The sequence below is a fragment of the Kitasatospora sp. NPDC029367 genome, assembly GCF_055569135.1.
In genome coordinates this window covers 1-20,252 of the sequence record NZ_JBVHYH010000045.1, presented here as the reverse complement: position 1 = coordinate 20,252, position 20,252 = coordinate 1, and the positions used below count along the sequence as shown (strand labels likewise).

16 protein-coding genes, 2 rRNA genes and 1 riboswitch are annotated in these 20,252 nt (G+C 71.6%); of the genes, 4 read left to right on the top strand and 14 right to left on the bottom strand.

The genetic code is table 11. From position 1 onward, the window contains the following. Window positions 1-329: 329 nt before the first annotated feature. Window positions 330-902 (top strand): hypothetical protein, encoded by a 573-nt coding sequence (locus ACZ4W5_RS23260; RefSeq protein WP_402490988.1) that lies wholly within the window; start codon window positions 330-332, stop codon window positions 900-902. Between the two features lie 407 nt (window positions 903-1,309). After that, on the top strand, window positions 1,310-1,501 hold the full coding sequence (locus ACZ4W5_RS23255) for a DUF5999 family protein (protein WP_360242315.1): 192 nt from the start codon (window positions 1,310-1,312) through the stop codon (window positions 1,499-1,501). Between the two features lie 151 nt (window positions 1,502-1,652). Here the strand turns inward: ACZ4W5_RS23255 and gcvP are convergent, their stop codons facing one another. Then, window positions 1,653-4,553 carry an aminomethyl-transferring glycine dehydrogenase gene (gene gcvP, locus ACZ4W5_RS23250; protein ID WP_465656608.1) on the bottom strand — a complete coding sequence of 967 codons (2,901 nt, stop codon included), beginning with the start codon at window positions 4,551-4,553 and terminating at the stop codon, window positions 1,653-1,655. Window positions 4,554-4,789: 236 nt separating this feature from the next. Next, window positions 4,790-4,893: riboswitch (glycine riboswitch) on the bottom strand. 223 nt (window positions 4,894-5,116) lie between these two features. Between gcvP and ACZ4W5_RS23245 the strand changes: the two genes are divergently transcribed. Both ACZ4W5_RS23245 and ACZ4W5_RS23240 read left to right on the top strand, forming a co-directional pair. Then, window positions 5,117-6,220, top strand: coding sequence for a PRC and DUF2382 domain-containing protein (locus tag ACZ4W5_RS23245; RefSeq protein ID WP_465656606.1), 1,104 nt, complete (start codon window positions 5,117-5,119; stop codon window positions 6,218-6,220). Between the two features lie 200 nt (window positions 6,221-6,420). After that, entirely contained in the window at window positions 6,421-7,911 is a 1,491-nt protein-coding gene (locus tag ACZ4W5_RS23240; RefSeq protein WP_360242306.1) for an MFS transporter, read from the top strand. A 237-nt stretch (window positions 7,912-8,148) separates the two neighbouring features. Here ACZ4W5_RS23240 and ACZ4W5_RS23235 read toward each other — a convergent pair whose 3' ends face one another. The 13 genes from ACZ4W5_RS23235 to ACZ4W5_RS23175 form a co-directional block, all read right to left on the bottom strand. Next, window positions 8,149-9,552 (bottom strand): DNA polymerase IV, encoded by a 1,404-nt coding sequence (locus ACZ4W5_RS23235; protein ID WP_360242303.1) that lies wholly within the window; start codon window positions 9,550-9,552, stop codon window positions 8,149-8,151. Between the two features lie 72 nt (window positions 9,553-9,624). Next, complete coding sequence (locus tag ACZ4W5_RS23230) at window positions 9,625-10,347, bottom strand: SanA/YdcF family protein (RefSeq protein WP_465656605.1); 723 nt, start codon at window positions 10,345-10,347, stop codon at window positions 9,625-9,627. Between the two features lie 97 nt (window positions 10,348-10,444). After that, window positions 10,445-11,089, bottom strand: coding sequence for a MerR family transcriptional regulator (locus ACZ4W5_RS23225; RefSeq protein WP_360242297.1), 645 nt, complete (start codon window positions 11,087-11,089; stop codon window positions 10,445-10,447). A gap of 231 nt (window positions 11,090-11,320) precedes the next feature. After that, complete coding sequence (locus tag ACZ4W5_RS23220) at window positions 11,321-11,797, bottom strand: bifunctional nuclease family protein (protein WP_030062493.1); 477 nt, start codon at window positions 11,795-11,797, stop codon at window positions 11,321-11,323. A gap of 97 nt (window positions 11,798-11,894) precedes the next feature. Next, entirely contained in the window at window positions 11,895-12,587 is a 693-nt protein-coding gene (gene ftsR, locus ACZ4W5_RS23215; RefSeq protein ID WP_402491071.1) for a transcriptional regulator FtsR, read from the bottom strand. Window positions 12,588-12,769: 182 nt separating this feature from the next. Beyond that, window positions 12,770-13,312, bottom strand: coding sequence for an FHA domain-containing protein (locus ACZ4W5_RS23210; protein WP_360242294.1), 543 nt, complete (start codon window positions 13,310-13,312; stop codon window positions 12,770-12,772). A 562-nt stretch (window positions 13,313-13,874) separates the two neighbouring features. Beyond that, window positions 13,875-14,990 (bottom strand): DUF881 domain-containing protein, encoded by a 1,116-nt coding sequence (locus ACZ4W5_RS23205; protein WP_465656603.1) that lies wholly within the window; start codon window positions 14,988-14,990, stop codon window positions 13,875-13,877. 40 nt (window positions 14,991-15,030) lie between these two features. Next, a complete protein-coding gene (locus tag ACZ4W5_RS23200; RefSeq protein WP_030062488.1) occupies window positions 15,031-15,363 on the bottom strand; it encodes a small basic family protein in 333 nt (110 codons plus the stop codon). Next, entirely contained in the window at window positions 15,360-16,445 is a 1,086-nt protein-coding gene (locus ACZ4W5_RS23195) for a DUF881 domain-containing protein (protein ID WP_465656602.1), read from the bottom strand. Before ACZ4W5_RS23195 ends, ACZ4W5_RS23200 begins: the two co-directional genes overlap by 4 nt. A 172-nt stretch (window positions 16,446-16,617) precedes the next feature. After that, complete coding sequence (locus ACZ4W5_RS23190) at window positions 16,618-19,113, bottom strand: mannose-1-phosphate guanyltransferase (protein ID WP_360242285.1); 2,496 nt, start codon at window positions 19,111-19,113, stop codon at window positions 16,618-16,620. Between the two features lie 124 nt (window positions 19,114-19,237). Continuing rightward, complete coding sequence (locus ACZ4W5_RS23185) at window positions 19,238-19,858, bottom strand: CDP-alcohol phosphatidyltransferase family protein (protein ID WP_360242282.1); 621 nt, start codon at window positions 19,856-19,858, stop codon at window positions 19,238-19,240. Between the two features lie 96 nt (window positions 19,859-19,954). Next, window positions 19,955-20,071 (bottom strand): 5S ribosomal RNA (gene rrf, locus ACZ4W5_RS23180). An 88-nt stretch (window positions 20,072-20,159) separates the two neighbouring features. After that, a 23S ribosomal RNA gene (locus tag ACZ4W5_RS23175) occupies window positions 20,160-20,252 on the bottom strand; the annotation flags it as partial.

The following is a 20,252-nucleotide window of genomic DNA, read 5'->3' as shown; positions in this document are numbered from 1 at the left end:
ATGCCCACCTCGAAGATCGATACCCGAATGCTTGTACTGGCTTGCATTGCAAGGCATCTGACGGTAATTCAGGCCATCTGCAGACTTGCTCGCCGCCACCGCCTGTGATAAACAGATCACCCTGCGCATTTGTTCGATGAACCGCTGAGTTCGCACTGCGCTCCGGCCGGTCCACTCCCGCCCCGAGTCCCTCGTCGAGGGCGGAGACCGCGCCGGCGCCGCGATCCTGCACAACCGGACAAGGCCGGCCCCCGTCACCGTGGACGCGCCGAGCCGCGCCGGTATGCCGCACTCGCACGCCGATCTCGCTTGGAGAGGCGGATCCCGCCATGACCCTGCAGACCCCCCAGCCCCCACCGAGTGCCCTGCGCGCGGTCCTCGGCGCACTCGACTCGGAGACCGCGCTGCGCCAGCCCGCCGCCGCCGCGCTACGTCACCCGAACGGCCCACTACTCCCCGCGCACCCGCTCGCGGTACACGTCCTGGACGGCCCGCGCCCCGAGCTGCCGGCCGCCCGGCGCACGGGCTGGCGCTTCCTGATCAAGGACGGCCCGGACGTGGCCGCCGCCGCCGAGGTGGTACAGAGCCCCGAGGGCCACACCTTCTCCCACTTCACCGCCGGCCCGTACCTCTCCTCCACCGTCCGGGCGCTGCGCGAGGCCTGGCAGCTCGCCCAGGGATCCCGCTCCCGTTGCCAGCCCCGACTGCTCACCTTCCCCGGCCAGTACGCCACCGCGCTCTGGCTGCACAGCCCCGACGCCGGCCCGTCCGCCGACCTGCTGATCCCACTGGCCCCGGCCCCGCTCGGCGTCACCGCGCACCGCGCCTACCCGGCCGCCGAACTGCTCCCGCTGCTCGCCCGCGCCCCGCTGGCCGGATCCCTGCTGCTCGGCTCCCCCTGAGGGCACGCCCCGCACCGGCCGTCGGGCACCGCGCCCGACGGCCCTTCGCCGCGCCCACCCCGCCCGCCGCCATCACCCGAACGGCCACCACCCGGACGGGCCATCCGCCATGGCCCGCTCGGGCCAGGCCCCGAGTGGCCCACCGATGCGCGATTTCTCCCCGGCCCCACCTGAACGGGTGATCTCTGCCCTGGAGTTGTGGCGCATGTCACGAAATCGCTGCGCGCGCGTCCGCAGATGCCGACACTGGGAACCAGCGTGGAAGGACCCCCTGTCCTACCCACTTGAGTGCTGGCCAAACCCGGCCGGCACCCGGACAGGATCCGACCACCACGGCGGCCCCGGACGGCTCGACCTCCGGGGACCGCACCACGGGGAGGATCGCAGAGCGAAGCGAGGGTACGCGTATGTGCCAGCACCGTCCTGAGTGCCCGACGGCCGAGTCCGAGGACCGCGAAGCGGCCGAGCCGGTGGCCTGCCACCCGGAGCAGGGCTGGAGCCTGCTCTGCAACGGCGTCCTGCTGTTCGAGGACACCGGCGAACTGCTGCCCGACGGCCGGGTGATCGCCCCGCGCCGCCCGGTCGCCCACGCGGCCTGAGCCCGCCCGGCCCCGCCCGACGACCTCAGGGCACGGCACCCGGCATCACACGAGACACGGCGACCGGCGCAAAGGGCAGGGCCCCGGCAGAAACGTTCTGCCGGGGCCCTGTCCGCTCGCTCACCGCGCGTGTTGCCTACCGCGCGTCCGCTCAGACGCCGTACTCGTCCAGCGGCGGGCAGGAGCAGACCAGGTTGCGGTCACCGTACGCGCCGTCGATCCGGCTCACCGGCGGCCAGTACTTGTCCGCCGGGTTCACACCCGCCGGGAAGACCGCCTCCTGCCGCGAGTAGCCGTGCGCCCAGTCGCCGGCCAGCGCGGCGGCGGTGTGCGGGGCGTTGCGCAGCGGGTTGTCGTCGGCCGCCCACTCGCCCGAGCCGACCTTGTCGATCTCGCCGCGGATCTCGATCATCGCGTCGCAGAACCGGTCGATCTCGTGCAGGTCCTCGGACTCGGTCGGCTCGATCATCAGCGTGCCGGCCACCGGGAAGGACATCGTCGGCGCGTGGAAGCCGTAGTCGATCAGGCGCTTGGCGATGTCGTCCACCGTCACGCCCGTGTCCTTGGTCAGCGGGCGCAGGTCGATGATGCACTCGTGCGCGACCAGCCCGCCCGGGCCGGTGTAGAGCACCGGGAAGTGCGGCGCCAGGCGCTTGGCGATGTAGTTGGCGTTCAGCACCGCGACCTGGGTCGCGCGCTTGAGGCCCTCGCCGCCCATCAGCCGGACGTACGCCCAGGAGATCGGCAGGATCGCCGCCGAACCCCACGGCGCGGCCGAGATCGGGCCGACACCGGTGGCCGGGCCGGCCTCCTCCTGGAGCGGGTGGTTCGGCAGGTACGGCGCCAGGTGGGCGCGCACCGCGACCGGGCCGACGCCCGGGCCGCCGCCGCCGTGCGGGATGCAGAAGGTCTTGTGCAGGTTCAGGTGCGAGACGTCCGCGCCGAACTTGCCCGGCTTGGCCAGGCCGACCAGGGCGTTCAGGTTGGCACCGTCGACGTACACCTGGCCGCCGGCCTCGTGCACCAGGGCGCAGATGTCGGTGATCTGGGTCTCGTACACGCCGTGGGTCGACGGGTAGGTGACCATCAGCACCGACAGGTTGTCGCGGTGCTGCTCGATCTTGGCCTTGAGGTCCTCGACGTCCACGTCGCCGTCGACCAGGGTCTTCACCACGACCACGCGCATGCCGGCCATCACCGCGGAGGCGGCGTTGGTGCCGTGCGCCGAGGACGGGATCAGGCAGACGTCGCGCTGGGTGTCGCCGTTGGCGTGGTGGTAGGCGCGGACGGCCAGCAGGCCGGCCAGCTCGCCCTGGGAGCCGGCGTTCGGCTGGATCGAGACGGCGTCGTAGCCGGTGACCTCGACCAGCTGCTGCTCCAGCTGACGGATCAGGGTCAGGTAGCCCGCGGCCTGGTCGACCGGCGCGAAGGGGTGCAGCTGGCCGAACTCCGGCCAGGTCACCGCCTCCATCTCGGTGGTGGCGTTGAGCTTCATGGTGCAGGAGCCCAGCGGGATCATGCCGCGGTCCAGCGCGTAGTCCCGGTCCGACAGGCGGCGCAGGTAGCGCAGCATGGCGGTCTCCGAGCGGTGGCTGTGGAAGACCGGGTGGGTCAGGTACTCGTCCTCGCGCAGCAGCGCGGCCGGCAGCGCGTCGGCGGCCTCGGCGACCTCGACCGCGGGGACGCCGAACGCGGCCCAGACGCCGGCCAGGTGCTCGCGGGTGGTGGTCTCGTCGGTGGAGACCGAGATCCGGTCCTCGCCGTCCTGGAACACGTTGATGCCGTTGGCGCGGGCGGCGGCGGCGATCTCGGCGGCGCGGCCCGGGACGACGGCGGTGACGGTGTCGAAGAACTCGCCGTGCAGCAGCTGGACGCCGCCGGCCCGCAGGCCCTCGGCGAGGGCGGCGGCGTAGCGGTGGGTGCGGCGGGCGATGTCGGCCAGGCCGTCCGGGCCGTGGTAGACGGCGTACATCGAGGCCATCACGGCGAGCAGCACCTGGGCGGTGCAGATGTTGCTGGTGGCCTTCTCGCGGCGGATGTGCTGCTCGCGGGTCTGCAGGGCCAGGCGGTAGGCGCGGTTGCCGTCGGCGTCGACGGAGACGCCGACCAGACGGCCGGGCAGCGAGCGGGCGTACTCGGCGCGCACCGAAAGGTAGCCGGCGTGCGGGCCGCCGAAGCCCATCGGGACGCCGAAGCGCTGCGAGGTGCCGCAGGCGATGTCGGCGCCCAGCGAGCCCGGGGACTTGAGCAGGGTCAGCGCCAGCAGGTCGGCGGCGACGGCGACGATCGCGCCCAGGCCGTGCGCCTGCTCGATCACCGGGGTGAGGTCGCGGACCACGCCGGTGGCGCCCGGGTACTGCAGCAGCACGCCGAAGACGCCGCGCTCGGCGATCTCGGCCGGGATGCCCTCGGACAGGTCGGCGACGACGACCTCGACGCCGGTCGGCACGGCGCGGGTGTTGATCACCGCGACGGTCTGCGGCAGGGTCTCGGCGTCGACCAGGAAGACGCCGCCCTTGACCTTGGTGACACGGCGGGCCAGCGCCATCGCCTCGGCGGCCGCGGTGCCCTCGTCCAGCAGCGAGGAGCCGGAGGTGGGCAGGCCGGTCAGGTCGGAGACCAGGGTCTGGAAGTTGAGCAGGGCCTCCAGGCGGCCCTGCGAGATCTCCGGCTGGTACGGGGTGTACGCGGTGTACCAGGCCGGGTTCTCCATGACGTTGCGCAGGATCACCGGCGGGGTGAAGGTGCCGTAGTAGCCCAGGCCGATCATCGGCTGGAGCACCTGGTTGCGGCCGGCCAGCTCGCGCAGCTCGGCGAGGACCTGGGCCTCGCTGCGGCCGGCGGGCAGGTCCAGGGCGGTGATGGAGCGGATCGCCTCGGGAACGGCGGTGGCGGCGAGCTCGTCCAGCGAGCCGTAGCCGACGGAGGCCAGCATCTTCTCCTGCGCGGCGGCGTCGGGGCCGATGTGGCGGTTCTCGAAGGGGCTGGCCAGCTCAAGCTCGGTGAGGGTCGAGGCGCTGGTGTGGCGTCCCGCGTTCGGCTGGGCGTTCATGGTGGTCGAGGCCTCCTGGTCACGGACCGGCGGGGGTGCGCACGCCGGCCGGTCGCGCCGCTGCGGACAGCGGACCGACCTGGGCGGGCGGACCCGTAAGGCCTCCCCCTCTGTCATCGGGACCTGAGAGCTTCGCCCGCACGCCGCGCGGTGGCGCGCCGTCGGCTTGCACCGTCGGTGAGGGTGGTGATCGTCGGCTCCCGCGCCGGCGGTCCTGCCCTGCTTTCCAGAGTGACCTATCCCGCACGGTACGGATGCCTGAGAGATTCCGGGGAGGAGTTGCTCCTTCGGCGCCCCGACCAGCGGTTTTCACTGTCGAGGACTCTCCCGAGCGGGCTCGGCGGTCGCGGCCCAGGGTACCAGCGGGCGGCCTTCCGATCACGGGTGCGTCGGGTCACTCCGGGTCTACGCGCGTCCCCCGGACGGCCCAGCGCGAAGCCCGTCCGGCGCACCCCGGTCGCGCACGTCCGATTGATGGCTTTTGGTGTGAAGTGGCGGAGAGGACGGGTGCTCCGACCGCCTCACCCGCGGGAGTTCCGCAGGCGCAGCGCTTGGAGGAAAGAGTGCAGACCGACATCGACCCCAGGGACCTCATCGGCCACAAGGCGGTCGACCGCAACGGGGACAAGATCGGCACGGTGGACGAGGTGTACCTGGACGACGCCACCGGGCATCCGGAGTGGGCGGCCGTCCGCACCGGCATCTTCGGCCGGGACGCCTTCGTCCCGCTCACCACGAGCGAGTTCTCCGGCGACGAACTCCGGGTGCCGTACGACAAGTCGCTGGTGAAGGACTCGCCGGACTTCGGCGTGGGCCAGCACCTCTCGCCGGCCCAGGAGCTCCAGCTCTACCGCTACTACGGCCTCGACACCCCCGTGGACGGCCGTCCGGCGGCCGCGGAACCCGCCCGGGACGACCGGCCGGACCTCGACTTCGGCACCACCACGGCCGCCGCGGCCGCCAGGCCGATCGCCTTCCACTCCCCCGACCCGGCCCCGACCACGACCGCGACCGGCACGACCACCATGACCAGCACCGGCACGACCCACACCAGCACCGACACCGCCACGGAGGCCCACGTGCGGACCCTCAGCACCCCCGCACCGATCGCCAACGGCACCGCCCCCGCGCCGGCCGCCGCCCACCTGGTCGAGCCGAAGCCGCACCCCGCCGCGACCACCCCGGCCGCGAACGGCACCGCCGCCTCCTCGGCCCCCAGCGGCCCGGTCGAGATCACCTGCCGCGAGGAGCGGCTGGACATCACCACCGAGTGGCACGTGCTGGGCAGCGCGAAGCTGCGCAAGTACGTGACCAGCGAGCAGGTCGAGCGCCGCGTCCCGGTGGTCCGCGAGCGGGTCCGGGTGGAGCGGATTCCGGTCAGCGACGCCGAGCGGGCCTCGCTGACCGAGAAGGAGATCGCCGAGGCGGTCGAAGAGGTCACCCTCCGTGAGGAGCGGCCGGTGGTCCGCAAGTACCTCGCCCCGGTCGAGCGGGTCCGCCTGGTGGTGGAGCGCTACACGGAGGAGGAGGTGGTCCGGGACGAGCTCCGCCGCGAGCACGTCGAGGTCCACGACGACACGGCCGCCACCGCGCCGGACGAGGCGGACGACCCGCTCGTCCACGCCGCCGACGGCTCCCTGCCCGCCGCCCTCCGCCCGCTGGCCTGACCTCCCCCGAACTCCCCGATCTCCGCTGATCCCACCCAATCGCAGCGATCCCACCAGGGCCCCGGACTCCCGGTCCGGGGCCCTGGTCGTGCCCCGAAGTTCCCCACTTTGCCAAACCTTAACCACTCGATATTTGACAACATGAACTATCCCCCGCACAGTTACTTGAGTTCATTCACTATGTACGGGAGGAAGCAACCGTGAGTGAGGCAGTAAAGCCCACCACCGCGGCCGAGAAGCAGAGCAACGCCCGGGTCCTGCCGGCCCTCATCCTGGCGATGCTGTCGTTCAGCGTGGTGCAGACCGCGGTCGTCCCGATCCTGCCGTCGCTGGCCAAGGAACTGGACGTCTCCGGGTCGAACATCACCTGGCTGATGACCGCCAACCTGCTGTCCGCCGCCGTGCTGACTCCCCTGCTGGGCCGCTTCGGCGACCTCCGGGGCCGCAAGCCCATGCTGCTGATCTCGCTGGCCGGCCTGGTCGCCGGTTCGGCGCTGGCGGTCTGCACCCACTCCTTCACCTGGCTGATCGTCGCCCGCGTCCTCCAGGGCGCCGGCGGTGGCGTGATGCCGCTGGCGATCAGCATCGTCCGTGACGAGCTGCCCAAGCAGAAGGTGACCGGCGGCGTCGCCGCCATCAGCGCCTCAATGGGTGTCGGCTCCGGCCTGGGCCTGGTCGCGACCGGCCTGCTGCTGGAGCACTGGAACTACAAGTCGATCTTCTGGATGGGCCTGGCCTTCGGCCTGCTCGCCGTCGCCCTGGTCGCCTTCCGGGTCCCGACCGACCCGGTGACCGACAAGGAGGGTGGCGCCGATCCGCTCGGCGCGCTCACCCTGGCCGCCTGGCTCTCCGCCCTGCTCGTCGCGGTCAGCCAGGGCAACCACTGGGGCTGGACCTCCACCAAGACCCTCGGCCTGTTCGCCGTCGCCGCGGTGGTCGCCCTGATCTGGGGCGTTATCGAGACCAAGGTCGCCCACCCGCTGGTGGACCTCAAGATGATGGGCCGCCCGGCGGTCGCCTTCACCAACCTGGCCGGCCTGCTGATCGGCTTCGGCATGTACGGCTCGTTCATGGTCATCAGCAACTTCTCCCAGACCCCGGAGAAGCTGGCCCACTACGGCTTCACCGCGACCGTGCTGCACGCCGGTGTGATGCTGCTGCCGTCCGCGATCGGCTCGATGGTCGCCGCCCCGATCGGCGCCCTGCTGATCGCCCGCCGCGGCCCGCGCCTGCCGCTGGTCCTCGGTGGCGTCCTCGGCGCGATCGCGATGGCCTACCTGGCCCTGCGGCACAGCGCCGAAGGCGACATCTACACCGCCTCCGCGATCTTCGGCCTCGGCATCGGCCTTGCCTTCGCCGCGATGCCCGCCTTCATCAACGGCGCCGTCCCGGTCGAGCAGAGCGGCATCGCCAACGGCATGAACTCCGTGCTCCGCACCGTCGGCGGCGCGATCGGCACCGCCGTGATGACCGCGATCCTGACCGGCGACACCATGAAGCTCCCGATCAAGATCCCGGTGCTGCTGCCCACGCTGGACGCCTACAAGCACGCGTTCTGGGTCACGGCCGCCGTCTGCGTCATCGCCGGCGCCGTCCCGTTCCTGATCCGCACCACCAAGCCGGCCGCCACCGTCGCCGGCGGCGCGGCCCGGCAGGACTCCAGCCCCGAGCTGGCCAAGACCGACGCCTGACGAGGCGTCCGGCCCCCGCGTTCAGGGACAGGACGCGCGGGCCCGGGCCTCCGCCCGGTCGCGAGGGCATCACGACCGTCCGGGGCCCGGCACGGAATGCGGCCCCACCCGGTACTCCTACCGGGTGGGGCCGTTCCGCGTTCCCAAGCCGTTCCGCGTTCCCGCGCCGGTGCGTCCCGCGCCCCGCCCACTCGGTTCCCCTCGGCCTCGACCCCCTCGGCCTCGACTCCCTCGGCCTCAGTCCCCCTGCGCATCCGGCTCCTCCGGCTGCTCCAGTTCCTCCGGCTGCCGCAACGGCAGCGGCCGGGCCGGCTCCAGCGCCGGATCGTCCACCGCGAAGGTCCGCACCCGCCCCGGCCCGCTCCACGGCGTCTCGAACCGCACCGTCACCCGCCCCACCCCGCTGCCCTGCACCCACCCCGGCCCCAGCTCGGCGTGCCGGACGTCCTGCCCGGGCATCCAGCGCCGCACCACGACCTCCTCCGGCTCCTCCTCGGCCACCGCTGCCTCGGCCACCTCGGCGTGCTCCGCCGCCTCCTCCCGCAGCGCCTGCGCGAAGAGGTCCTCCTGGGTGTAGTCGGCCAGTTGGGCCACGCCCACCCCGAGCAGCCGCACCCCGCCGGTGATGTCCACCTGCTCGGCGAGGCGCCGGGCCGTCGCCGTGATCACCGCCTCGTCGTCGGTGGGCCCGCCCAGGGTCTCCGAGCGGGTCAGCGTGGAGAAGTCGAACCGCCGCACCTTGAGCACCACCGTCCGCCCCGAGCGCCCGGCCGAGCGCAGCCGCCGGACGCACCGCCCGGCCAGCGCCTCCACCTCCCGCAGCACCCGGTCCCGGTCTGCCAGGTCCACCTCGTAGGTGTCCTCCACCGAGACCGACTTGGCGTCCTGGTCGGCCACCACCGGCCGGTCGTCCAGCCCTGTCGACATGTGGAAGACCCCGGTGCCGTGCGCCCGCCCGAGCAGCTGGACCAGCTCCGCCTCCCCCGCCTCCGCGAGGTCCGCCACCGTGCTCAGCCCGGCCCGCCGCAGCACCTGTTCGGTGGCCGGCCCGATCCCGGGCAGCGCCCGGACCGGCATCGGGCCGAGCACGGCCCGCTCCTGCCCCGGCTCGATCAGCACCAGCCCGTCCGGCTTGGCCTGCTCGGAGGCGATCTTCGCCATCAGCTTGGAGCCCGCCGCCCCCACCGAGCCGGTCAGCCCGGTGAGCCGATGGATGTCCGCCCGGAGGTCCTCCGCCAGGGCCAGCACCAGCCGCTCCCCGGTCTCGTGGTCCGCCTCCGACAGCACCGGACCGTACGGACCGGCCTCCAGGTCGACGAAGGCCTCGTCCAGGCTCAACGGCTGCACCAGCGGCGACAGTCGGCGCAGCAACCCCATCACGATCTCGCTGTTCTGCCGGTACGCCTCGAACCGCCCGGACAGGAAGGCCGCGTTGGGGCACAGCCGCCGCGCCTGGGCCATCGGCATCGCCGAGTGCACCCCGAACCGGCGCGCCTCGTACGAGGCCGTGGAGACCACCCCGCGCCCGCCGAGCCCGCCGACGATCACCGGCTTCCCGCGCAGGCTCGGCTTGGCCGCCTGCTCCACCGCCGCGAAGAAGGCGTCCATGTCGAGGTGGATGATGCTCGGCAGAGATCGCACCCGCCGATCATCGCGCACGGGTCCGACAGTGCGTACGAACCCGGCCGACGCCCCGCGCCCGCCGACCCCCGGCTACTGCTTCGCGGCCTCCGCCAGCGCCTTCGGGATACCGTCCTCCTTGGGCCCGAGGAACACCGGGTCCGGCCGCAGCCAGGCGTTCACGGCCGCCTTGCCCGCCCCGGCGACCTCCCGCAGCCCGCCGTACAGCCAGGTGGCGTCGTGCGGCTCCGGCACCCCGACCGCGTACGAGCGGATCCCCGCCGCCTCGCACAGCGCCAGCGCCCGCCGGACGTGGAAGTCCTGGCTGACCAGCACCGCGCGGTCCACCCCGAAGATCCGGTGCGCCCGGGTGCAGGAGTTCCAGGTGTCGAAGCCCGCGTAGTCCCGCACCACCCGGTCCCCGGGGACGCCGTGCGCGGTCAGGTAGCGGTACATCGCGTCCGGCTCGTCGTACTCGATCCGCCCGTTGTCCCCGGTCACCAGGATGGCCTTGACCTTGCCCTGCCGGTACAGGTCGAGCGCCGCCACCAGCCGGTGCTCCAGGTACGGCGACGGCTCGCCCTGGTCCAGCCCGGCGCCGAAGACCACCGCCACCGGAGCCGAGGGCGCGCTCTCCACGGTGCCCACCCGGTCCCCCGCCCCGAACCAGAGCCAGGCACTGGGCGCCAGCGCGAGCGAGCAGAGCAGCGTCGTCGCCTGGAAGACCCTGCGCTGCGTACGGCGTTCCCGCAGCCGCGCCCGCACCCCGCCGGCCCGACGCCGCAGCAGCTCCGATATCCCGGTGCCGACCTCCACGTGCCCCTCCCTCGATCGTCTCACCAGGCAACACGACGAGGCCGTGGGCCGGAACGGTTCCCCGCTCCGGCCCACGGCCTCGTGGAAGTGCTGCCGGTCAGACCGCCCGGTTGCGCCGCTGCGCCAGCTCGTCCGCCGGATCGTCGCCGACCAGCGTCTCGCCGGTGTCGGTCCGCTCCGCGTGCAGTCGACCGAGGGTCAGCTCCAGCTCCTGCCAGACCGCTCCGACCGCGATGCCGAACACCCCCTGACCGCCCTTCAACAGGTCGACCACGTGCTGCGGCGTGGTGCACTCGTACACCGTCGCACCGTCGGACATCAGCGTCAGCCCGGCCAGGTCGGCCTGCTCGGCCGCCTGCAGATGGGCGACGGCCACCCGGATGTTCTGCAGCGAGACACCGGCGTCGAGCAGCCGCTTGACGATCTTCAACAGCAGCACGTCGCGGAAGCTGTAGAGCCGCTGACTGGTCGCCGGGTACGCGGTGCGGACGCTGGGCTCCAACAACCCGGTGCGGGCCCAGTAGTCCAGCTGGCGGTACGTGATGCCGGCCGCCGCACAGGCCGTCGGGCCGCGGAAGCCGATCAGTTCGGACGTCGGGGCCAGCCGCTCGATCGCGGGCTGGCCCGGCTGCACGGCCGGGAACCTGCTCATCCGGGGCAGGTCCGCCACGGTGCGAGCGGTGCGCGGCATGTGCACGGCGCACAGGCCTCCCACGGCCGCGTCATCGCCGGTGCTGCTCATGCCTACCTCCGTCCACTCGTGCTGCGGGCAACCGACTGCGGGCATCGGCCACCCGGACAGCCACTCCTGACGGTAGGCAGTCCCCTATGACCCGTCAACGATCGCCACGCCGGGCCAGACAAACCACATCACTCAGGAGAGTGGTTTTTCGTGCCCCTAGTGTGGGTAGGTGGACGGATTTTGGCAAAACGGCACGCTCAAGGGCCGACCAGCCCCGGCCGGGCAGGCACCCTACTGGGGGCCGCCGCCCCCGAAGTCCTCGGGCGACACCTGGTCGAGGAACTCGCGGAACTTCTCGACCTCGTCCTCCTGCTCGTCCGGGATCGCGATGCCCGCCTCCGCGAGCACCTCCTCGCTCCCGTAGATCGGCGTGCCGGTGCGCAGGGCCAGCGCTATCGCGTCGGACGGCCGGGCGCTCACCTCGACCCCGCCGGCGAACACCAGCTCGGCGTAGAACACGCCCTCCCGCAGGTCGGTGATCCGGACCTCGGTGAGCTGCTGGCCGAGCGCTTCCAGGACGTCCTTGAACAGGTCGTGCGTCAGCGGGCGCACCGGAGTCATGCCCTGCTGGGCGAAGGCGATCGCGGTCGCCTCGCCGGGGCCGATCCAGATCGGCAGGTATCGATCTCCCCCGACCTCCCGAAGCAGCACGATCGGCTGGTTGGAAGGCATCTCCACTCGGACACCCACGACGTCGAGCTCATTCACACAGGCAACCCTATGGCTCCGACCCCGGATATGAAAGCGCAGGGCCGACGCCGCTGGTCAGCGCGGTGCACCGGCCCCGCGGAGGGCATCCCCACGCCTAGGAGCGAGGCCGCAGACCGGCCTGCACCATGGCCGCGTGCAGCCGTACGGACAGCGTGGCCAGCTCCCGTGCGGTGGCCTCCGCGTGCGCCCGGGTCTGCGGGTTCCGGTGCCGGCGCAGCGGCGCCACCACCTGCTCCACCAAGGCGATCTCGCGGTCCGCCGCCGCCTTCATCGCCCTCAGGTGCCGCGGTTCCAGCCCGTACCGGCCGAGTTCGGCCACCAGCCGGGCCACCTGGAGCGCCTCCCCGTCGTACCCGCCGTCCGGGCCCGGCGCGACCAGCCCGTACGCCTCCCACTCGGCCAGCTCCGGCTCCCCCGCCCCGGCGGCGGCCAGCAGCTCGGCCCGCCCCAGCCGGACCCCGGAGGCGACCTCGGCCGAGGCCACCAGCTCGCGGTCGGCCTCCTCCAGCGGGCCGGGCCGGGCGTCGGCGGCCGGCAGCGCGGGCGGGGCCTCACCCCGCTCGATCGCGTCCAGGTGCTCGCGGATCACCCGCAGCGGCAGGTAGTGGTCCCGCTGCATCCGCAGGACGTACGCCAGCCGCTCCACGTCGGAGGGGCTGAACTTGCGGTACCCCGAGGGGGTGCGCTGCGGCTCGACCAGCCCCTCCGCCTCCAGGAAGCGGATCTTGGAGATGGTCACCTCGGGGAAGTCGTCGCGCAGGAAGGCCAGCACCGCGCCGATGCTCAGCAGTTCGTCACCACCGCGCCGTCGGCCGGCGGGCCGGTCCGGACGGACCGGCTGCCTGGGGGCCGCGACCACCCCGCGCCCGCCGCGGTCCGACTGCGGACCGGACGACGACGCAGGGTTGGCCGCCCCGAGAGAAGAGGAAGGAGTATTCGTATTCACTCGGGCTCCTGCCGACGTTGGTTTCAGTACCCCCGGTTGTGGCCGGCGAAGAACACCAGCCGGTACTTCCCGATCTGCACCTCGTCGCCGTTGTTCAGCGGCACCTCGTCGATCCGCTCCCGGTTGACGTAGGTGCCGTTCAGGCTGCCCACGTCCGCGACGCTGAATCCGGCCGGGGTGCGGCGGAACTCCACGTGGCGGCGGGAGACCGTGACGTCGTCCAGGAAGATGTCACCCTGCGGGTGACGCCCCGCCGTGGTGACGTCCGAGTCCAGCAGGAACCGGCTGCCCGAGTTCGGACCGCGCTGGACGATCAGCAGCGCCGAGCCCGGCGGCAGCGCGTCGATCGCCGACAGCACCTCGGCCGACAGCGCCGGCGTGGTACCGGTACCGGTGGTCGCGGACGGGTCGTAGGACTCCAGGCCGGAGATCGAGATCGTCGAGGTGGTCTCCGCCGCCCCCTCCGGGAGCAGCCCGCCGCGCAGCGCCGTACCGCAGTTGGAACAGAAGCGGGCCGCGGCCGGGTTCTGGTTGCCGCACCTGGGGCACGGAGTGGGGCCAGCCATGTTCACAGCCTCCTGGCGCGGCACACCCGACGGGTTGTGCCCGGCGTACGGGTCCGGGGCAAACCCTCCACCAGAGGTTGAGGGTGCTGACGGGAAACCTATGCGCGGGTCGCCGGAGGGGTCAACCGACGCGCCGTAGCCCGCCGGATTCCCGGCGTACTGCGCGGCACCGTCCCGGTACAGCTGCTGTCCGGCGTACTGACCGGCCTCGGGGGCAGGGCGCATGCCCGGCACCGCGGGCTCGTCCTCCGCCCGGCGGTGCCGGGCGGTCGGCGCCTCGACGGAGGCCGCGTCGCGACCCTTGTTGCGACCGAACAACTTCGAGAAGAAACTCACGGGCGAATCCCCTTGCGTGTGACAGACCCGCCCGCGGGGCAGGGTGAGAACCTCGGACAGGCTGCGGGCCCGATTGCGGCTCGGGCCTGCTGGAGCGGTACTCCGACGTGTGGTGCTGCGGTTGGTGCTACGGAGCGTACTGGTGCGAACCAGTCTCTCCCACGCGACGACGACACCCCGCACCGGGTGCCGCGGGCCCGTGACGGGCCGTTCGTCGAGCGCCCCGTCACTTCGAAGCCGGCTTGGCGTACTGCGGCGTCTTCAGATCCACCAGGGCGTCCACGACCACCTTCTGCTGCTGGGTGATCGTCGCCCGCGCCTGGTGGCTCTCCAGGGTGCGCACGACGCCCCCCGGGATGTTCAGCGCGGGTGTCAGGTCCTGCGGGTTCCCCACGACGGTGAACCGATAGGGCTGCGAGACCTTCTTCCCGTCGATCTGCACCCCACCGCCCGACAGGTCGGTGAAGTAGGTGTTGACCACCACGCGCACATCGTTGATCTGAATCGCCTCCGCCCCCGCCGCTCGAAGTTCCTGCAGGGTGTCCAGCAGCATATCCGCCTTCACCTGCCCTTGGGGGTCATCGACCGTGAGGACGATGCCCGGACCAGTGGCTTTGACCGTACCGGCCAGCACACCCAGTTCCGTCATCTTCTTCCTGGTCTGCTCCTGGGCCTCCTTGGCCTGGTTGGAGCTGTTCTCCAACTTGCCCAGGGACTGCTCGAGCTCGGCCTTCTCCTGTTGCAGACGCTGCTGACGGCTGTCCAGTTCGTCGAGGATCCGGACCAGGTCCTCCTGGCGGGCCCCGCGCAGCTGGTTGTGGTGGTCGTTGGTCGACCGCACCTGGATCGCCAGCCCCAGCCCGAGCGAGAACAGCAGCAGCGCCACCACCAGTTGCCCGCGCGACAGCCGCGGCGGCCAGATCGCCGCCTTCAACCGCCGCCGACCGGCGTGCCGGTCCGCGGCGGGCGGCTCCTCGGTTCCCTCCGACTCCCCGGCTCCCTCCGGCTCCTCGACGGAATCGGGCTGCTCGACGGCCTCCGGCTCCGCGGCTTCCGACGGCACGTCGGCCCGCGCCTCGGCGGGCGCCGGCCGAGGCTCGGCCGTCGGCCCGGGCGCGGCCGCCTTGGTCAGCCGCACCGGTGCAGCCGGCTCCGCCGCCCCGGTCTCAAGCTCAGCCTCAGCCTCAGACTCCGTCGGCTCCCCGGCGGCTCCGGGCTCCCCCGGGTCGGTTCCGGCCTCCGCCGCGGCCTCCGCTGCAGCCTCCTCGACGACCTTCCCCGGCGGCTCCTCCGGAGCCTTCCCGACCGCGTTCCCGCCCGGCTCCGCGGCGGTCTCCTGCACCGCCGCCTTCGCCCGCTCCTCCGCCGCCTCGCGGCCCGGCTCAGGCACGGAAGACATGGCGCCGGATCGCCGCCGCGTTGGAGAAGATGCGGATGCCGAGGACGACGACCACACCCGTGGACAGCTGCGAACCGACACCCAGCTGGTCGCCCAGGAAGACGATCAGCGCGGCGACCACCACGTTCGACAGGAACGAGACGATGAAGACCTTGTCGTTGAAGATCCCGTCCAGCATCGCCCGGACGCCGCCGAACACCGCGTCGAGCGCCGCCACCACCGCGATCGGCAGGTAGGGCACGACGGCGTCGGGCACCTCGGGTTGGACGAAGAGCCCGACGACCACCCCGATCACGAGACCCAGTACGGCAATCACGGTCTAGCTGCTCCTGTCCCTGTGGTGGTCTTGGTCGATCCGCCGGACGGACGCCGCTTCGCGGACGGCCCGGCGCCGGGCGCGGACGGTGAAACGGACGCGACGGGGCTCTCCGAGGTTCCCGAGCCGCCCGACGGCGTCCCGCTCGGACCGGCCGACGCAGTCGCCGAACCGGACGCCGACGCGGACGCCGTGGGCGAGGCCTCGGGTGTGACGGGCTGGGCGCTCCGCAGCGACACGCCGACCGCCGCCGGCAGGGTCAGGCTCTTCTGGGTGGAGAGCGTCGACTTGATGCCGTACTTCTCCTCCAGCAGGCGCAGGTACTGCCCGGCCATGTCGTTCTCGAAGGAGCTGAGCAGCTTCGGCCCGTCCCCGATCGCCTGGATGTTGTACGGCGGCACCAGCGGCCGGTTGTCCACCAGCACCGCCTCGCCGGCGGCCCGGATCGCGGACAGCGCGGTCAGCCGCTGGCCGTTGATCGAGACGGCCTCCGCCCCGGATCCCCACAGACCGTTCACCACCAGTTGCAGGTCCCGGTCGCGCAGCCGGCCGCTGTTGGAGAAGCCCTGCCCGGCCCGCGGGTCGACGTTGCCCCCGCCACCGGTGCCGGCCGCGTCCTCCAGGACCAGCTTCACCCCCGGCCCGGTGACCTCCCCCAGCCCGACCTCACCGGTCAGGCCACTGCCACCGGCGTCCCCGGAGGCCAGCGCCTGCTGCTGGGTGTCGTCGACCTTGCGCCGCAGGTCCTGGACCTCCTTCTGCAGGTGGTCCGCCGAGCCGTTGCTGTCGTTGATCCGGTGGATCAACGCGTCCCGTTCCTTGGCCAGCGTCGGCTCCGCCTTGTGCGCGTTCACCGCACCCACCGTGACCACGGCCCCGACCAGCGCCAGTCCGGCGCCCAGCGTCAGCAGTCCGCGCAGTGTCCGGGGTATCCGGCTGTCGTGCTCACCGCCCCGGGCCGCGGCCGCCTCGGCGTAGCCCTCGTCCAGGCTGTGGTCCATCACGTTGGTCAGCAGGGACATCGAGGCGTCCGGGCGGTTGTACCGTCCGTTCGGAGCACTCGGCGTCGGCGTCGCTGGCATGCGGACCATCGTCCCACGACGGCGGAGGGCCCTGCGCACGGCCCCTGAGCTGCACACACGCCACACACATCAACGGAAAGTGACGGACCCTTCCGAATGAGGTGAAAACGGACAACGGGGCGTGCGGATGGAACCGCACGCCCCGCCGTCCAGGGGGTGTCCGCTCAGGACGTCACCGACCCGCACCCTCCACCACGGCAGCCCACTCGTCCAGCAGGGCGTCGGTGGCCTCGTCGTCCGGGCCCTCGGCCCACAGGTGGGTGACCGCCTCGGCCGGGTCCGGCAGCACCAGCGTCCAGCGCCCGTCCGCCTCGACGACCCGGACCCCGTCCGTGGTGTCCAGCCGCCGGCTGCCGGCCGCCTCCACCACCGAACGCATCACCATGCCCTTCGCCGCCCACGGCGTCGCGATGTCCCGCCGCCGGATGTGCGCCTGCGGGATCCGCGCGTCGATCTGGCTCAGGGTGAGCTGGGTCCGCGCCACCAGGCCGACCAGCCGGACGAAGGCCGCGGCACCGTCCAGCACCCCGCTGAACTCGGGCACCACGAAGCCGCCGCGCCCGTCCCCGCCGAACACCGTGCCCTCGGCGGCGGCCGCCTTCGCGAGGTCGTCCGGCGTGGTCGTGGTCCAGATGACCTGGGTCCCGTGGTACGCGGCGACCTGCTCGGCGATCCGGGTCGTGGTCACCGGCAGTGCCACCTGCCCGCTGCGCCGCTCCGCCGCGACCAGGTCCAGCAGCACCAGCAGCGCCCGGTCGTCGTCGATCACCCGGCCGAGCTCGTCCACGAACGCGACCCGCTCGCCGACCGGGTCGAACCGCACCCCGAAGGCCGCCCGCGAGGAGGCCACCAGCTCGCCGAGCCTGGCCAGCCCGGCCCGTCGGGTCTCCGCGTCCTCGGTGGGCCGCGCCTCGTCCAGCCCGCTGGAGACGGTCAGCGTCTCCACCCCGAGCCGGCCGAGGATGCTGGGCAGAACCAGCCCGGCACTGCCGTGCGCGGTGTCCACCACCACCTTCAGCCCGGCCTCCCGGACCCCGGTGGTGTCCACCGCCCGCAGCAGGTTCCCCGCGTAGGAGTCGAACACGCTGGACGGGAAGGTCAGGTCCCCGATCTCGCCCGGGAACGCCCTCCGGTACTCCTGACGTGCGTAGACCCGGTCGAGCTTGCGCTGCCCGGCCTGCGAGAGGTCCGCCCCGCGCTCGTCGAAGAAGAGGATGTCCAACGAGTCCGGCACCCCGGGAGTGGTCCGCAGGAAGATCCCGCCCGCGCTCCCCCGCGCGGTGTGCTGCCGGGCCACCGGCATCGGCACGTTCTCCAGGTCGCGGACGTCGATCGCGGAGGTCTGCAGCCCCGAGATCATCGCCCGTTTGAGCGCACGCGCACCACGCGAGTGGTCACGCGCAATGGTGACGGTGGCCCCCTTCTTCAAGGTCGTGGCGTACGCTCCCGCCAGCCGCACGGCCAGCTCCGGGGTGATCTCGACGTTGAGGATGCCCGAGACGCCGCGGACCCCGAAGAGGTGCTCCTGGCCGCGCGACTCCCAGATCACCGAGGTGTTGACGACGGCGCCGGCCTCGATGGTCTTGAACGGGTAGACCCGGACGTTGGCCCCGATGATCGACTCCTCGCCGATCAGGCACTCGTCCCCGATCACCGCGCCGTCCTCGATCCGCGCGGCCCGCATCACGTCGGTGTTCTTGCCGACCACGCAGCCGCGCAGATTGCTCTGCGGCCCGACGTAGACGTTGTCGTGCACCACCGCCTTGTGCAGGAAGGCACCGCGCTTGACCACCACGTTGCTGCCCAGCACGGTGTGCTCGCGGATCTCCACGCCGGCCTCGACCTTGGCGTAGTCCCCGATGTACAGCGGTCCGCGCAGCACCGCCTCCGGGTCGACCTCCGCCCCTTCGGCCACCCAGACGCCCGGCGAGATCTCGAAGCCGTCGAGCTCGACCTCGACCTTGCCCTCCAGGACGTCCGCCTGGGCCTTCCCGTAGCTCTCGTGGGTGCCCACGTCCTCCCAGTAGCCCTCGGCCACGTAGCCGTAGACCCGCTTGCCCTCCTTCAACAGCTGCGGGAAGACGTCACTCGACCAGTCCACGGACTCACCCGCGGCGACGTAGTCGAAGACCTCCGGCTCCATCACGTAGATCCCGGTGTTGACCGTGTCGGAAAAGACCTGGCCCCAGGTCGGCTTCTCCAGGAAGCGCTCGACCCGGCCGTCCTCGTCGGTGATCGTGATCCCGAACTCCAGGGGATTCGGCACCCTGGTGAGACAGACCGTGACCAGTGCGTTCTTACTGCGGTGAAAGTCGATCAATTCGGTGAGATTGAAGTCGGTCAGCGCGTCACCGGAGATCACCAGAAAGGAGTCGTCCTTGAGCGCGTCCTCGGCGTTCTTGACACTCCCCGCAGTGCCTAGTGGCGTCTCCTCATGGGCATACGTGAGGTGCATGCCCAGTTCCTCGCCGTCACCGAAGTAGTTCTTGACGAGTGACGCCAGGAACTGCACGGTGACGACGGTGTCGGAGAGGCCGTGCCGCTTCAGCAGCCGAAGCACGTGCTCCATGATCGGCATATTCGCGACCGGAAGCAGCGGCTTCGGCATGCTGGAGGTCATCGGGCGGAGTCGGGTGCCCTCGCCCCCTGCCATTACTACGGCTTTCATTACGGGTGCGTCCTCCTTCGCGGTGGTGGACCTGCAGGTCCATCAAACCGTTCCAGAGGGTTCTCTACCCGGAAGGTCCCGTCCGACGCACCGGCGCGGCGTGGGACTTCTCTCAGATCACGTCTCAGGCTGTGGACGCCGAGCCCGCGGGGCCGGCCTTGATGATCTGCCGCGCCTGCACCGCGTAAAGGATCGCCGACCACCAGTACAACGTGGTCCCCCACCAAATGAAGGCCCAGCTCACCACCTCGGCCGGCCGGGCGATCCAGCTGTCGATGCCACCGAGCAGGAGAAGCGGAAACGCGTACATCAGATTGAAGGTCGCGGCCTTGCCGAGGAAACTCGTCTGGAGCGGCCCGTAACCGTGCCGGTTCAGAATGGGCAGCAACGAGGCGATGAAGACCTCGCGAGCCAGCAGAATCGCCGTCACCCACCACGGCAGGAACTCACGCCACGTCAATCCGACGAGCGTGGACAGCACATAGAGCCGGTCGGCCAGCGGATCCAGCAACTGCCCCACCCGGCTGATCTGCCCCCACCGCCTGGCGAGCTTTCCGTCCAGGTAGTCGCTGACTCCGCTGAGCATCAGGATCAGCAGCGCCCACCCGTCGTTCTTCGGCCCGCCGAAGACCGGCCACAGAATGAGCCAGAGAAAAACCGGGACGCCGACCAACCGGCCCATGCTCAGCAGGTTGGGGATGGTGAGGACGCGATCGGTCTGGACCCGCGTCTCCTGGACCTCCACCCGAGGCCTCCTGTCCTGTGTCACGACAATGCATGTTGACCCTACAACAGAAAAGCCCCCGCCCGGTTCACCCGGCGGGGGCTTTTCTGAATGATTGTTCGGCGGCGTCCTACTCTCCCACAGGGTCCCCCCTGCAGTACCATCGGCGCTGTGAGGCTTAGCTTCCGGGTTCGGAATGTAACCGGGCGTTTCCCTCACGCTATGACCACCGAAACACTATGAAACTGTCAACCGCACCAACCCGTCGTGGCGATCGGGTTGGGGTCGTTGTTTCAGAACAACACAGTGGACGCGAGCAACTGAGGACAAGCCCTCGGCCTATTAGTACCGGTCAACTCCACCCCTCACAGGGCTTCCATATCCGGCCTATCAACCCAGTCGTCTACTGGGAGCC

What these genes read in the sequence shown, in the direction of transcription:
- ACZ4W5_RS23260 (WP_402490988.1), top strand. Translation starts at nt 330, where the DNA reads ATGACCCTGCAGACCCCCCAGCCCCCACCGAGTGCCCTGCGCGCGGTC.
- ACZ4W5_RS23255 (WP_360242315.1), top strand. Translation starts at nt 1,310, where the DNA reads ATGTGCCAGCACCGTCCTGAGTGCCCGACGGCCGAGTCCGAGGACCGC.
- gcvP (WP_465656608.1), bottom strand. Translation starts at nt 4,553, where the DNA reads ATGAACGCCCAGCCGAACGCGGGACGCCACACCAGCGCCTCGACCCTC.
- ACZ4W5_RS23225 (WP_360242297.1), bottom strand. Translation starts at nt 11,089, where the DNA reads ATGAGCAGCACCGGCGATGACGCGGCCGTGGGAGGCCTGTGCGCCGTG.
- ACZ4W5_RS23210 (WP_360242294.1), bottom strand. Translation starts at nt 13,312, where the DNA reads ATGGCTGGCCCCACTCCGTGCCCCAGGTGCGGCAACCAGAACCCGGCC.
- ACZ4W5_RS23195 (WP_465656602.1), bottom strand. Translation starts at nt 16,445, where the DNA reads ATGCCAGCGACGCCGACGCCGAGTGCTCCGAACGGACGGTACAACCGC.
- ACZ4W5_RS23190 (WP_360242285.1), bottom strand. Translation starts at nt 19,113, where the DNA reads ATGAAAGCCGTAGTAATGGCAGGGGGCGAGGGCACCCGACTCCGCCCG.